The organism is Hoeflea sp. Naph1 (assembly GCF_046837775.1).
In the GTDB taxonomy this organism is placed as follows: domain Bacteria; phylum Pseudomonadota; class Alphaproteobacteria; order Rhizobiales; family Rhizobiaceae; genus Hoeflea.
In genome coordinates this window covers 1,106,695-1,120,118 of record NZ_CP177286.1, presented here as the reverse complement: position 1 = coordinate 1,120,118, position 13,424 = coordinate 1,106,695, and the positions used below count along the sequence as shown (strand labels likewise).

At 62.1% G+C, this 13,424-nt stretch carries 11 protein-coding genes; 6 read left to right on the top strand and 5 right to left on the bottom strand.

What is annotated here, in order from left to right:
• Positions 1 to 252 precede the first annotated feature (252 nt).
• Together coaBC and ACK6D9_RS05275 are read right to left on the bottom strand one after the other, a co-directional pair.
• Positions 253 to 1,659, bottom strand: coding sequence for a bifunctional phosphopantothenoylcysteine decarboxylase/phosphopantothenate--cysteine ligase CoaBC (gene coaBC / locus ACK6D9_RS05280; protein ID WP_412050902.1), 1,407 nt, complete (start codon positions 1,657 to 1,659; stop codon positions 253 to 255).
• 125 nt (positions 1,660 to 1,784) lie between these two features.
• Complete coding sequence (locus tag ACK6D9_RS05275) at positions 1,785 to 3,959, bottom strand: heavy metal translocating P-type ATPase (RefSeq protein ID WP_412050901.1); 2,175 nt, start codon at positions 3,957 to 3,959, stop codon at positions 1,785 to 1,787.
• 68 nt (positions 3,960 to 4,027) lie between these two features.
• Here ACK6D9_RS05275 and ACK6D9_RS05270 point away from each other — a divergent pair, with 68 nt between their 5' ends.
• Positions 4,028 to 4,444: a helix-turn-helix domain-containing protein gene (locus ACK6D9_RS05270; RefSeq protein WP_322989134.1), complete on the top strand. Its 417-nt coding sequence runs from the start codon at positions 4,028 to 4,030 to the stop codon at positions 4,442 to 4,444.
• A 21-nt stretch (positions 4,445 to 4,465) separates the two neighbouring features.
• On the opposite strand, the gene ACK6D9_RS05265 is transcribed toward ACK6D9_RS05270, so the two are convergent.
• From ACK6D9_RS05265 to ubiE, 3 genes are read right to left on the bottom strand one after another with little or no spacing between them, the layout of a single operon-like run.
• Positions 4,466 to 4,897, bottom strand: coding sequence for a GNAT family N-acetyltransferase (locus ACK6D9_RS05265; RefSeq protein WP_322989133.1), 432 nt, complete (start codon positions 4,895 to 4,897; stop codon positions 4,466 to 4,468).
• 4 nt (positions 4,898 to 4,901) lie between these two features.
• Positions 4,902 to 6,485 (bottom strand): 2-polyprenylphenol 6-hydroxylase, encoded by a 1,584-nt coding sequence (gene ubiB, locus ACK6D9_RS05260; protein WP_412050900.1) that lies wholly within the window; start codon positions 6,483 to 6,485, stop codon positions 4,902 to 4,904.
• Positions 6,486 to 6,490: 5 nt separating this feature from the next.
• Positions 6,491 to 7,267: a bifunctional demethylmenaquinone methyltransferase/2-methoxy-6-polyprenyl-1,4-benzoquinol methylase UbiE gene (ubiE, locus tag ACK6D9_RS05255; protein ID WP_412050899.1), complete on the bottom strand. Its 777-nt coding sequence runs from the start codon at positions 7,265 to 7,267 to the stop codon at positions 6,491 to 6,493.
• Between the two features lie 242 nt (positions 7,268 to 7,509).
• On the opposite strand from ubiE, the gene mutM reads away from it, so the two are divergent.
• The 5 genes from mutM (at position 7,510) to dnaN (ending at position 13,367) form a co-directional block, all read left to right on the top strand.
• Positions 7,510 to 8,406: a bifunctional DNA-formamidopyrimidine glycosylase/DNA-(apurinic or apyrimidinic site) lyase gene (gene mutM, locus ACK6D9_RS05250; protein ID WP_412050898.1), complete on the top strand. Its 897-nt coding sequence runs from the start codon at positions 7,510 to 7,512 to the stop codon at positions 8,404 to 8,406.
• Between the two features lie 31 nt (positions 8,407 to 8,437).
• Positions 8,438 to 9,211, top strand: coding sequence for an enoyl-CoA hydratase (locus ACK6D9_RS05245; RefSeq protein WP_412050897.1), 774 nt, complete (start codon positions 8,438 to 8,440; stop codon positions 9,209 to 9,211).
• A gap of 219 nt (positions 9,212 to 9,430) precedes the next feature.
• Positions 9,431 to 9,697, top strand: coding sequence for a 30S ribosomal protein S20 (gene rpsT, locus ACK6D9_RS05240; protein WP_322989128.1), 267 nt, complete (start codon positions 9,431 to 9,433; stop codon positions 9,695 to 9,697).
• A 771-nt stretch (positions 9,698 to 10,468) separates the two neighbouring features.
• Positions 10,469 to 12,028, top strand: a complete 1,560-nt coding sequence (gene dnaA / locus ACK6D9_RS05235; RefSeq protein WP_322989127.1) for a chromosomal replication initiator protein DnaA — start codon at positions 10,469 to 10,471, stop codon at positions 12,026 to 12,028.
• A 220-nt stretch (positions 12,029 to 12,248) separates the two neighbouring features.
• A complete protein-coding gene (gene dnaN / locus ACK6D9_RS05230; protein ID WP_412050896.1) occupies positions 12,249 to 13,367 on the top strand; it encodes a DNA polymerase III subunit beta in 1,119 nt (372 codons plus the stop codon).
• Positions 13,368 to 13,424 lie beyond the last annotated feature (57 nt).

Sequence of the window (13,424 nt, the reverse complement as noted above, 5' to 3'; positions counted from 1 at the left end):
GCGAATCTTGTACGGAGCGTATGACTGGCTGCATTCGGGAGCTGGTTCTCAGGTCAGGTGCAGCAAAATTGCATTGACAAGAGGTTGAAAGAATGGGCTTCGGTTGAGCTCGTCTGGACTTGGAAGCAGCTATTCGTTGCCAACACAGCGAACTTCCGCTTCCCGCCCATTCGATACATTTGTGCAGTTCAAAGCCACTGTCGCTTTGTTCGCCACGCAGACTGTCGTAGTTCCTTTAGTTAAAGACCTTATCTACTGCTTGCGGGCCATACTCTCGGCGATTCTCTTTGCCAGCCGCTCAGCAACCTCACCCTTGCTCAGGTCCGGCCAGTCCTCGACGCCATCGCTTGAGACGATGCGGACGCGGTTGCGGTCGCCGCCCATGATGCCGGTGGCGGGGGAGACGTCGTTGGCGACGATGAAATCAGCGCCCTTGCGGGCGAGCTTGGCCTGCGCGTTCGAGACCACGTCGGCGGTTTCGGCGGCGAAGCCGACGACGAGGTGCGGGCGGTCGGCATGGTGGCCGATGGTCTTGAGAATATCGGGGTTTTCCATGAGCTGCAGCGGCGCCGGCCCCTCGCCTTCCTTCTTCTTGATCTTGTTTGCGGCGGAAGTTGCCACCCGCCAATCGGCAACGGCGGCGACAAAGACGGCAATGTCGGCAGGCAAGGCCGCGGTGACAGCTTCGAGCATGTTGGCCGCACTTTCGACCCGGATGACCGTGACGCCGGCGGGATCGGCAATGGTGACCGGGCCTGAGACCAGCGTCACCTCGGCACCTAGCCGGGCGAGTGCGCCAGCGATGGCGTGGCCCTGCTTGCCCGAAGACCGGTTGGCGATGTAACGCACCGGGTCGATCGGCTCGTGGGTCGGCCCGGAGGTGACGATGGCGCGCCTGCCGGCGAGCGGCTTGGGGCTGTTGTCCAACAGCGCCTCTATGCCGGCGACGATCTGCAGCGGCTCGGCCATGCGGCCCTTGCCGGCCTCGCCTGATTCGGCCATTTCGCCGGCCATCGGGCCGATGAAGTGGATGCCGTCCCGCCCGAGCGTCTCGACATTGCGGCGGGTGGCCTTGTGCGCCCACATCGCCGGGTTCATGGCAGGTGCGACCAGCACCGGCTGGGTGGTGGCAAGCAGCACGGTGGAAGCGAGATCATTTGCCATGCCGCCCGCCATCTTTGCCATCAGATCGGCGGTGGCGGGTGCGACGCAGATCAGGTCGCAATCGCGCGCCAGGCGGATATGGCCGACATCCTGCTCGTCCTCGCGGGAAAACAGATCGGTATAGACGTGATCGGCGGCGAGCGCGCCGACGGCCAGCAGTGTGACGAACTCCTGTGCGGCGACCGTCATCAACGGCCGGACCTGCGCGCCGCGCTCACGCAGGCGGCGGATCAGATCGAGCGATTTGTAGGCGGCAATGCCGCCGGAGATGATCAGCAGGATGCGTTTGCCGGCAAGCGTCTGGCGTTCGGCAGCGCTTGGCGCGAGCGGTACTGGCGCGGCTCTGGTTCCAGAAGCCAGCGTATCGGGACCAGCCTCCAACCCGGCCAGGATAGAGCGCATCTCCTCTTCCATTGAGCGACCGTTTCTGGCGGCTCGCTCGCGCAGCATCTGCTTGGCAGATTCGTCCAGATTGCGAATTGTTAGACTGGCCATGGGCTCTCTCGCAGGTACATCATGATTTCATTGCAATCAAGATAGAGCAATAGTTGCAATCATTGCAATCAAAAAATGACGAGCGGGAATGCCTGCGGTCAGCCATCCGCACAAAAGGCAGAGGCTTACCGTGTTGCGGCTGCCCCCTTGTCAAAACGAATACCGAGCAGCCGCAGGGCGTTGAGGGTGACGATCACGGTGGCACCGGTATCTGCCAGAATGGCAGGCCAGAGGCCGGTGTAGCCAAGGATGGTTGTCACTAGGAACACGCCCTTGAGCCCCAGCGCGATGGTGATGTTCTGCCGGATATTGGCCATGACCTGGTGCGACAGGCTGATCATGTTGGCGATGTCGGCGACGCGCCCATGCAGGATCGCCGCATCGGCGGTTTCCAGCGCCACATCGGTGCCGCCGCCCATGGCAATGCCTATATCGGCGGCAGCCAAGGCCGGCGCGTCATTGATACCGTCGCCGATCTTGGCAACTTTTCTGCCCTCGGCCTGCAATTCGCGGACAATGCGCTGCTTGTCTTCGGGCAGCAATTCGGCCTGCACGTCAATATCGAGGCTCTTGCCGATGGCAGCCGCGGTGCGGCGGTTGTCGCCGGTCAGCATAACCAGGCCGATGCCCGCTGCCCGGAGCGCTTCAAGGCCCACGATGGCGTCAGTGCGCGGTTCGTCACGAATGGCCAACAAGCCCACCACGGCATCGTCAACAAGCAGCACTGAGACGGTTTTGCCGTCATCGTTGAAAGCATCGATGCAGGATTTTTGTGCGTCGGTCAGGACTGCCTTTTCCGCGGCGGCCCGCGCCGAAGCGAGATAAACCGCCTCCCCGCCAACCGCGCCCGACACGCCCTTGCCGGGTACAGCCTTTGCGTTGGCAGCCGGGGGCACAGGCGCCTTGTCGGCCTTGGCCCGGGCAAGAATGGCGAGGGCCAGAGGATGGCTCGATCCGGTCTCGAGTGCTGCGGCCAGTGACAACAGCTTCTGTTCGCTACGGCCATAGGCGACGATATCGGTTACCACCGGTTTGCCTTCGGTGAGCGTGCCGGTCTTGTCGAGCGCCACCATGTCGATATCGCGCAGCGCTTCGAGCACGGCGCCGCCCTTAAGCAGCAGACCACGCCGGGCACCGGCCGAGAGGCCTGCGGCGATGGCCGCGGGTGTCGAGATCACCAGTGCACAGGGACACCCGATTAGCAGGATCGCCAGACCCTTGTAGATCCATTCGGACCAGGCCGCCCCCAAAAACAGCGGCGGGAGGATGGCGACCAGCGCGCCGACAACCAGAACGCCGGGCGTGTAGACGCGCGAAAACCGGTCAATGAACCGTTCGGTCGGGGCCTTGCTCTCCTGGGCCCGCTCGACCAGCTTGACGATGCGGGCAATGGTGTTGTCGCTGGCTGCTGCCGTGACCCTGATGCGCAGCACGGCATCGGTGTTGATGGTGCCGGCAAAGACGGGCTCGCCGGGGCCTTTGCGTCTGGGCACGCTCTCACCAGTCACCGGCGCCTCGTCGATCGAGCTTTGCCCGTCGATAATCTCGCCATCGGCCGGGATCCGGTCACCCGGACGGACCAGAATGGTGGCGCCGACAACAAGGGTTGCCGCCTGCACTTCGGTGGTTACGCCATTAACTTCGACCAGCGCGGTTTTGGGCACCAGCGCCGTTAGTCCCTGGATACTCGCCCGGGCCCGGCTTGCGGCCACGCCCTCAAGCAATTCGCCAACCAGGAACAGCAAAACGACAATTGCCGCCTCTTCGGTGGCGCCGATGAAGATCGCGCCAATGGCGGCAATGCTCATCAGCGTTTCAATCGAGAACGGCGTTCCGGTGAGTGCGGCGGCAATGGCGCGCCAGGCAATGGGCACGAGGCCGACGGCCATGGCTGCGATAAAGGCCCAATGGCCGATGGCGGGCATCACCTGCCCGGCGAGATAGGCAGCCGCCAGCGCCGCGCCACAGGCCCATGTCAGGACCGCCTTGCGGCTCGACCACCACGCGCCTTCGCCCAGTTCGAAATGCGAATCCGCAGCCCCCTTGGGGTCACCATCGGAGGCATCTCCCGGCGTATCGGCGGGTGCGATCGAATAACCAAGCCATTTGACCGAGCGGGTGATGGCGGCTGACGGCGCCGGACCATCGTGGGACACGCTCATGGTGCCGTTGCTGACCGAAACATCAACGGCGGTGACTCCGTCGAGCCTGGCAACGGCATTTTGAACCTTGGCGCCACAGGAGGCGCAATCCATTCCGCCGATGCGATAGCGGGTCTTACTGGCAATATTAGCTGTCATTTGAGGCCCTTTCGTCTATGTCAGGCCATGCTACAATCTCTAGTCACTATAGGTTCAAGAGAAAAAAGATGAATATTTCAATCGGCGAACTGGCCAAGCGGTCGAGGGTCAAGATCCCGACGATCCGTTATTACGAGCAGATCGGCCTGCTGGCAGCGGCCGCGCGGACCGAAGGCAACCAGAGACGCTACGAACGCGCCGACCTGGACCGGCTCAATTTCATCCGCCATGCTCGCGAACTGGGCTTCGAGATCGACGACATTCGCGAACTGCTGGCGATGACGGCGGAACCACAGGCATCTTGCCACCAGGTAGACAGCATTGCCCGCAATCACCTGGCGGAAATTGATCAACGCATCAAGCGGCTTCAGGCACTGCGCAGCGAATTGAAGCGGATGGTGTCGGAATGCGGCCATGGCCGTATCTGCAATTGCCGGATCATCGAGGTTCTGGCCGACCATGGCCAATGCGAGACCGAGCACTGACGCTGCGGGAGGCCTTGACGCTCACCGCAACGGTTTTGAATGCGTCGCCTCAGGCTCGTCCACCTGCACAAAACCGAGACGCTCATAAAATTTCCGAGATTGGGGCGTGGCACGCAGGCGAATGCGGGGAAACCAGGCCTCGGCGCCATCGAGCGTCCGGGCTTCCAGCGCCCGGGCGATGCCTCGGTGACGATGGCTAAGACTGACATAGAGGTGGCGGATGCGTCCGGCATTTTCGCTCAGATAGGGATCGCGGTTGAGGCCGCAGAAACCAATCAGTTTGTCATCATCGAAAGCGCCGATCAGCCGCTCACCGGGTCCGTCAAAGCGGTTGGCGCCGGACTTCCAGTCATGCAGCATTCTTTCCACGAACGGATAGCCGTCGCCCCAGGCTTCATCGGAGAGCGGTTGGGCGTCGTGGTCATCAAGCGAAATCGGGCGATAGGTGATCATCCAGCTACCATAGCGGATGAATCGCCAAAGCCCCCCATACTGATGCAGCGGCGATGATCCACAATGCCAACCGGCCGGAGCGGGTGTGGCGCGCTTCGGCCTTGCCGATGGCTTCCGAGGTGGCGGCATCAAAGCGCAGTCCGTGCGCGGCCATGTCGCTGACATCACCGGCAAGACGGTCGGCGCGGGCGGCGAGATCGGGCAGTTGCTCGGCCAGCCTCAACGCTGCGATGGCGCCGGCCTTGATGTCGACGGCGAACCGCTTGGGGCCGAGATTGTCGCGAATCCAGTCGCCAACCACCGGTTCGGCCGCCTTCCACATGTTGAATTTGGGATTGAGTGTGCGGGCCACTCCCTCGACCACCACCATGGTCTTTTGCAGCATCACCAGTTCGGGTCGGGTCTGCATATCGAACAATTCGGTGACCTCGAACAAAAGCGTGAGCAATCGCGCCATCGAGATGGTTTCGGCGGGCTGGCCATGGATCGGCTCGCCAATAGCGCGGATCGCCTGGGCGAAACTCGCGGCGTTGTGCTCGGCCGGCACGTAACCGGCCTCGAAATGCACATCTGCGACGCGCTGATAATCGCGAGTGATGAAACCGTAGAGGATTTCGGCAAGGAAGCGGCGCTCCTTTTTGCCGAGCCTGCCGACGATGCCCATGTCGACGGCAACAACCATGCCGGCGGGATCGACGAACAGGTTGCCCTGGTGCATGTCGGCATGGAAAAAACCGTCCCGCAGTGTATGGCGCAGAAACGACTGGATCAGCGTGTCGGCAATCGCATCAAGATCATGTCCGGCGGCGCGCAAGCCCGCGACGTTGCTCATCTTGATGCCGTCGATCCATTCCATGGTGACCACGTCGCGGCCGGTGCGCTCCCAGTCGACTGCGGGCACGCGGAAGCCTGGATCGTCCCGGGTGTTGTCGGCCATCTCCGAAAGTGCTGCAGCCTCGAGCCTGAGGTCCATCTCGATGCGGGTGGTCTGTTCCAGCGTCTTGGTGATTTCCACCGGGCGCAGCCTGCGCGAAGCGGGGATAAAGCGTTCCTGCAATTCGGAGACCAGGTAGAAGGCCTCGAGATCGTGCTTGAAGCGCTGGCGTACGCCGGGCCGGATCACCTTGACGGCGACCTGACGGGTACCGTTCTGGTCGCTGACCTCGGCGGGATGCACCTGGGCAATGGAGGCGGCGGCGATCGGCGGGTCGAAACGGGAAAATAGATCGTCGATGGTGCGTCCGAGCGAAGCCTTGATGGCCTGGCGCGCCAGCGCTTCGGGAAAGGTCGCCATCCGGTCCTGCAGGCCAGCCAGATCATCGGCGATGTCGGCGCCGACCACATCGGGGCGGGTGGCGAGAAACTGACCGAGCTTGACCCAGGAGGGGCCGAGCCGTTCGACCGCGCGGGCCAGCCTGTCAGTGCGCTCGGCGCTTTTGGCGCGACGCTTGGCGAGCAGCCCTGCAAGCTTGTGGCCGAAACGCAGCGAGGCCGGCATTTCATCCACCGGCAACGAGGAGACTACGCCTTCGCGCACAAGGATCAGGCCCGCCCGCATCAGGCGCAAATAGGTGCCAAGGCTTGCCATGTCGATCAGATCTTCCAGCCCGAGTGCAGCGCTGCGACGCCGCCGGTGTAATTGGTGTAGCCAACGCGGGCAAAACCGGCACGCTCGATCATTGCTGCGAAATCGCGCTGGCGCGGAAACTTGCGGATCGATTCGACCAGATATTGATAGGGCTCGGAGTCACCGGCAATCGCCTTGCCCATGGCCGGGATACCGTTGAACGACCAGGCGTCATAGACGCGGTCGAGCACCGGCATTTCAACCTCGGAAAATTCCAGGCAGAGGAAGCGGCCGCCACGGCGGAGAACCCGGTACGCTTCGCGCAGCGCCTTGTCGATATCGGGCACGTTGCGAATACCGAAGGCGATGGTATAGGCGTCGAAACTGTTATCCTCGAAAGGCAGCTCCTCGGCGTTGGCTTCAACAAAATCAAGATTGTCGGCATAGCCATTCTTGATGGCGCGGTCAGCCCCGACGGCGAGCATCGAGCCGTTGATGTCGAGAACCGTGCCGGTGGCCTGGCGGTCGGAGGCCTCGACAATACGGAAGGCAATGTCGCCGGTGCCGCCGGCCACGTCGAGAAACCGAAAGCCCGGGCGCCGTGGCGGATTGAGGCTGGCGATCATGGCGTTCTTCCAGACCCGGTGCATGCCCGCCGACATCACATCGTTCATGATGTCGTAGCGCTTGGCCACCTTGTGGAAGACATCATTGACAAGGGTCTGCTTTTCACCGTCGGCGACGGTGCGGAACCCGTAACTGGTCTGCATTCCGCCTTGTGCGAAGACGCGTTGATCGGACATCGTTCATTCCTGTATCTGGCCACCACCACACCGTGCCGGGCCAACCGGCCGCCCGTTGCAGCTTTGAAGATGGCGACCATAGCGGATAGGTCGGCTCCGCGCTATCTGAAGCATCGTTCGAATAATCGGCTCTGGACTGTTGCCCAGCGCGCCGCTTTATAGGGGAGAGACCGCGACAACGCCACCGGCAGATTGCCGCGCTGCGCCCGATCCACCACCCGCTTGCGAGCCAGGAGACCAGTTTGCCCGAGTTGCCCGAAGTCGAAACTGTCCGCCGTGGCCTGCAGCCGGTGATGGAGGATGCCCGGTTCACCCGCATCGAGCAGCGGCGGGCCGATTTGCGCTTTGCCTTTCCCGAAGATTTTGCCAGACGGCTGGAAGGCCGGCGGGTGGTCTCGCTCGGGCGCCGGGCGAAATACCTGATCGCCGAACTTGATGACGGCATGGCGCTGGTGAGCCATCTCGGCATGTCGGGCTCGTTCCGGATCGAACCCGACGGCGCGCAGGAACTCAAGCCGGGTGTGTTTCACCATCCCCGCTCCAAGGACGGCCGGCATGACCATGTGGTGTTTCACATGGACGGGCCGGCGGGACGGGCGCGGGTGATCTACAACGACCCGCGACGGTTCGGCTATATGGACCTGATCGCGCGGGCTACACTGGCCGAACATCCCTGGTTCCGCAGTCTCGGCGTCGAGCCGACCGGCAACAGCCTTGACGCACAAACGCTGGCTGACCGGCTTTCAGGCAAGGCGGCGCCACTCAAGGCGGCACTGCTTGACCAGCGGGTGATCGCCGGGCTCGGCAACATCTATGTATGCGAGGCGCTGTGGCGTGCCGGGCTGTCGCCGCTCAAGCCGGCCGGGCGGCTGGTGGGCAAGAGCGGCCGGCCGCGCAAGGATCTCGAACGGTTGACAACTGACATCCGCACGGTGATCAGCGAGGCGATCGCGGCGGGTGGCTCGTCGCTGCGCGACCACATCCAGACGGACGGAACGATGGGCTACTTCCAGCACGGATTTTCAGTCTACGACCGTGAGGGAAAGGCTTGCCCCCGGCCCGGCTGTGGCGATACGGTCCGCCGGATCGTGCAAGGTGGCCGCTCGACATTCCTGTGTCCGCGCTGCCAGAAACACTGATCCCGCAATCGGGTGGAAAAGGAGAGACGCGATGGCGCTCAAGACACTGAAGACAGAAACACGTGGCCGGGTGGCCATCGTCACCCTCAACCGGCCTGACGCACTCAACGCACTCAATTCGGAGCTGCTGGGCGAACTGCGCGAGACGCTGGCCCATTTCAGCGCCGACGACAAAATCGGCGCGATCGTGTTGACCGGCTCGGAAAAGGCTTTTGCCGCTGGCGCCGACATCAAGGAAATGCAGCCCGAGGATTATGTCAGCGCCTATCTCGAAGACTTGTTCGAGGGCTGGAGTGCGGTGGCCAACACCCGCAAGCCGTTGATTGCGGCGGTGGCCGGTTATGCGCTGGGGGGCGGCTGCGAGCTCGCCATGATGTGTGATTTCATCATCGCCGCCGACACCGCCAAGTTCGGCCAGCCGGAAATTACCCTGGGCGTGATCCCCGGCATGGGCGGCACCCAGCGGCTGGCCCGCGCGGTCGGCAAGGCCAAGGCCATGGATCTGTGCCTGACCGGGCGGATGATGGATGCCGAGGAAGCCGAGCGTTCCGGCCTGGTCGCCCGGGTGGTGCCGGCTGACGAATTGCTTGCCACCGCGCTGAAGGCTGCCGAAAAGATCGCCGGCTTCTCGCTGCCGGTGGCGATGATGGTCAAGGAATCGGTCAACCGGGCCGACGAGATGACGCTTGCCGAAGGCCTGCGGTTCGAGCGGCGACTGTTTCATTCGCTGTTTGCCACCGAAGACCAGAAGGAAGGCATGGGCGCCTTCATCGAGAAGCGCAAGGCGCAGTTCAAGCATCGCTGAGCCATCGGCGCCGGGAATGCTGTCGCTTTTCCGGCGCAACACAGGCAGGCCGGCACCATTTTCGCGTTGACGAAGACCGCGATTACCGGTATAGGCCCGCCATCGAATGGCAGCTTTCGGGGTTGCCGTGGTTTTTTCGCATTCCGGACTGCAAAGCGACGAGTCCCGCAAGGGGCGCTTTTCGGGCGGACTGACGCTAGTGACAACTGAGAGGCATTCATGGCCAATACAACTTCGGCGAAAAAGGCGACCCGCAAGATTGCCCGCCGCACTGACACCAACAAGGCGCGCCGTTCACGGGTTCGCGGCTTTCTCCGCACCGTTGAGGAAGCCATCAGCGCCGGCGACAAGACCGCCGCCGCAGCAGCCCTGAAGGCAGCACAGCCCGAGCTGATGCGCGCCGCAGGCAAGGGCGTGTTTCACGCCAATACGGCATCTCGCAAGGTTTCGCGACTGGCCGGTCGGGTGAAGGCAATTTCTGCCTAATCCAGCCAAAAAATTCGTTAGTCGACTAAAAGCCCGGCCTGTCCGGGCTTTTTTTTGTTTTTGTCGACAAGGACTTGCGCGCTGGTCCACAACGCGCCAATCCGACATCGTCACGGTTCCGTCACGTTCGCATGAATTATGCATATATTTCAGAATGTTACGGAAGGTACGCGAATCTCGACTCCGCGCGGCCAAACGAATCGGCGAGAGTCCTGTCAAGTCCCAGATTTAGCTGCTCACCGATTCCTGACCGACTCCAAAAAGCGCGAAGCCACGAAAAGGCAATGAATCCAATTGCCTGTTCACGAAGGCCTCTAACGACCTTTTTTGCACCTTTCCGAGTCAAGCCCCAATGTGTGAATTATTCGTAAATAAGCCGCTTGATCTGCCCGTCTCATCCTGCCTAAATGCAATCGACAAGGGGCGAGGGACCGGGCGGTTCCAAGGATGCGAGGCTGCATCATTAGCAGCTGACTTTCCACCCTGTTCCTTGGTGCCCGGTACTCCTACCGAGCCAATTCAAAATAAACCTCCGGTTGAATCGGCTAGCTGCCGAGCGCGGAGCCTTGACTGACGAAACTCCGGTTTCGGCAGAACGGGGAAGGCATGTCCTGATGGCGTTACGAGGCCGCCACGGGACTATAACGAAGGAGATCGTCAAGCGGGGGCATCCGCAGCGAATGAGACGGAAGGAAGTGGGCAAGGCCCGCTTCAAAAACAGGGGGCCGGAATGATTCCGGTCTTGATGCGGCAACAGGGGTTACGGCGGCGATGCAAGCACAAATGATGACGACGCAAAAAGCGGCACAATGGGGCGACAACAAGAACAGCACCCAACCGCTTGGCGGCGAAGTTTGCCCGACGGCCAAACAAGGGGCGGACATGACCAAGAGCAACGAGACATTCGACCGGGTTACAGCACGGTTGAAGGCGCAGGTCGGACCTGAGGTTTTCACCAGCTGGTTTGGTCGACTGAAGCTCCAGTCAGCATCCAAGAGCGTGGTGAGGCTGTCAGTGCCGACAGCATTCCTGAAATCCTGGATCAACAACAAATATCTCGACCAGATCAGCGCATTGTTCCGCGAAGAGGATCCGGGCATTCTCAAGGTGGAGATCGTGGTGCGGTCGGCAACCCGTGCCAACCGTGTCGGCGAAGCGCCGGCGGTAACCACCCGGATTCAGGCCGAGTCGACGCCGACAGTGCCCCGCAAGGAGCAGGCAGTTTCGTTCAAGAGCGTGAACGCACATTTTTCGGCACAATCAAAGGGTCAGCATGCGGCCAATGCGGTGATCGGCTCGCCGCTCGACCCGCGCTGCACCTTTGACAGCTATGTCGAGGGCTCATCCAACCGGGTGGCGCTGGCTGCGGCCAAGACGATCGCCGAAGCCGGCACCGGTTCAGTGCGGTTCAACCCGCTGTTCATCCATTCCAATGTCGGCCTGGGCAAGACCCACCTTTTGCAGGCGGTCGCCGCGGCGGCAAGCAGCCATGCCCGCAATCCACGAGTTGTCTATCTGACGGCTGAATATTTCATGTGGCGTTTCGCCACCGCGATCCGCGACAATGACGCGCTGTCGTTCAAGGAATCGCTGCGCAATATCGACCTTCTGGTGATCGACGACATGCAGTTCCTGCAGGGCAAGTCGATCCAGCATGAATTCTGCCATCTGCTCAACATGCTGCTCGATTCAGCCCGCCAGGTGGTGGTGGCTGCGGACCGGGCGCCATGGGAGCTGGAATCGCTCGATCCGCGGGTGCGCTCGCGGCTACAGGGCGGCGTGGCGATCGAGATCGAGGCGCCTGCCTACGAGATGCGACTGGAAATGCTGCGCCAACGGCTTGCCGCGGCGCAGGCCGAGGATGCCACACTCGACATCAGCGAGGAAATCCTCGCCCATGTCGCCCAGAACATCACCTCAAGCGGGCGGGAGCTTGAGGGGGCGTTCAACCAGCTCCTGTTCCGGCTCAGCTTCGAGCCAAACCTGTCGATCGAGCGGGTGGACCAGTTGCTTGGCCATCTGGTCAATGCAGGCGAGCCGAAGCGGGTGCGGATCGAGGACATCCAGCGGGTGGTGTCGCGTCATTACAATGTCACGCGCCAGGAACTGGTGTCAGACCGGCGCACCCGGGTCATCGTCAAGCCGCGGCAGATTGCCATGTATCTGGCCAAGACCATGACACCGCGCTCGTTTCCGGAAATCGGCCGGCGCTTCGGCGGCCGCGACCACACCACCGTGCTGCATGCGGTGCGCAAGATCGAAGAACTGATCAATGGCGACACCAAGCTGGGCCACGAGATCGAGCTGCTGAAGCGGCTGATCATCGAATAGACCGGGGCGCAAGCTCCTTATCCCCAGAATCCCGGCCCGGGTGGCATGCCCCGGGCCGGTTTTTGTTGCAAGACAGGGGCATAATCTGCCATTTTGCCGGCCCAGGCCGGACGCGCGTCGCGTCGATTCTCTGTGCCTGGCTATAGGCATAAGCCTGACAAGACAGAATTGACCGGCCCGCGCCGCCAGCGCTGGCCCCCAGCCAAGCGGTAACCAGATCATGCGTGTCACACTCGATCGTTCCAACCTTCTGAAATCGCTGAACCACGTTCACCGCGTGGTCGAGCGTCGCAACACCATTCCGATCCTGTCGAATGTGCTGCTCAAGGCCGAGGGCGCGACACTGGACATGAAGGCCACCGATCTGGATCTGGAAATCACCGAGGCGACGGCGGCGATGGTCGAGCAGGCAGGCTCGACAACGGTGCCGGCGCACCTGCTCTATGACATCGTGCGCAAGCTGTCGGACGGTTCGGAAGTGCTGTTGGCAACCAACCCCGACGACGCGTCGATGACGGTGGCCTCGGGTCGCTCGAAATTCTCGCTGCAATGTCTGCCGGAATCGGATTTCCCGGACCTTACCGCGGGTGCCTTCAGCCACACCTTCCGGCTGCCGGCAACGCAATTGAAAATGTTGATCGACCGCACCCAGTTCGCGATTTCGACCGAAGAGACGCGTTACTATCTCAACGGTATCTATATTCACACGATCGAAAATGACGGCGCGCTGAAGCTGCGTGCGGTTGCCACCGACGGACACCGGCTGGCGCGCGCCGATGTTGATGCGCCCGCGGGCTCTGAAGGCATGCCGGGTATCATCATTCCACGGAAGACGGTTGGCGAATTGCAGAAGCTGGTCGACAATCCGGACGTGACGGTGACGATCGAGGTTTCCGACGCCAAGATCCGCTTTACCATCGGCTCGGTGGTGCTGACCTCGAAACTGATCGACGGCACCTTCCCCGATTACCAGCGGGTGATCCCGACCGGCAACGACAAGGAATTGACGGTCGATTGCCAGAGTTTTGCGCAGGCTGTCGACCGGGTGTCGACGATCTCCTCGGAGCGTGGCCGCGCGGTCAAGCTGGCAATTGCCGACGGACAATTGACGCTGACGGTCAACAACCCCGATTCGGGCAGCGCAACGGAAGAACTGGCGGTCGGTTATGATCGCGATCCGCTGGAAATCGGCTTCAATGCCAAATACCTGCTCGACATCACCAATCAGCTGTCGGGCACCGACGCGGTGTTCATGCTTGCCGACCCGGGCTCGCCGACACTGGTGCGCGACACGGCCGGCGACGACGCATTGTATGTGCTGATGCCGATGCGCGTGTAGGCCCTTGCCTCTCAATTCGGCAACCGGCCCGCTGCCGCGGCGCGACTGAGCGGAGAC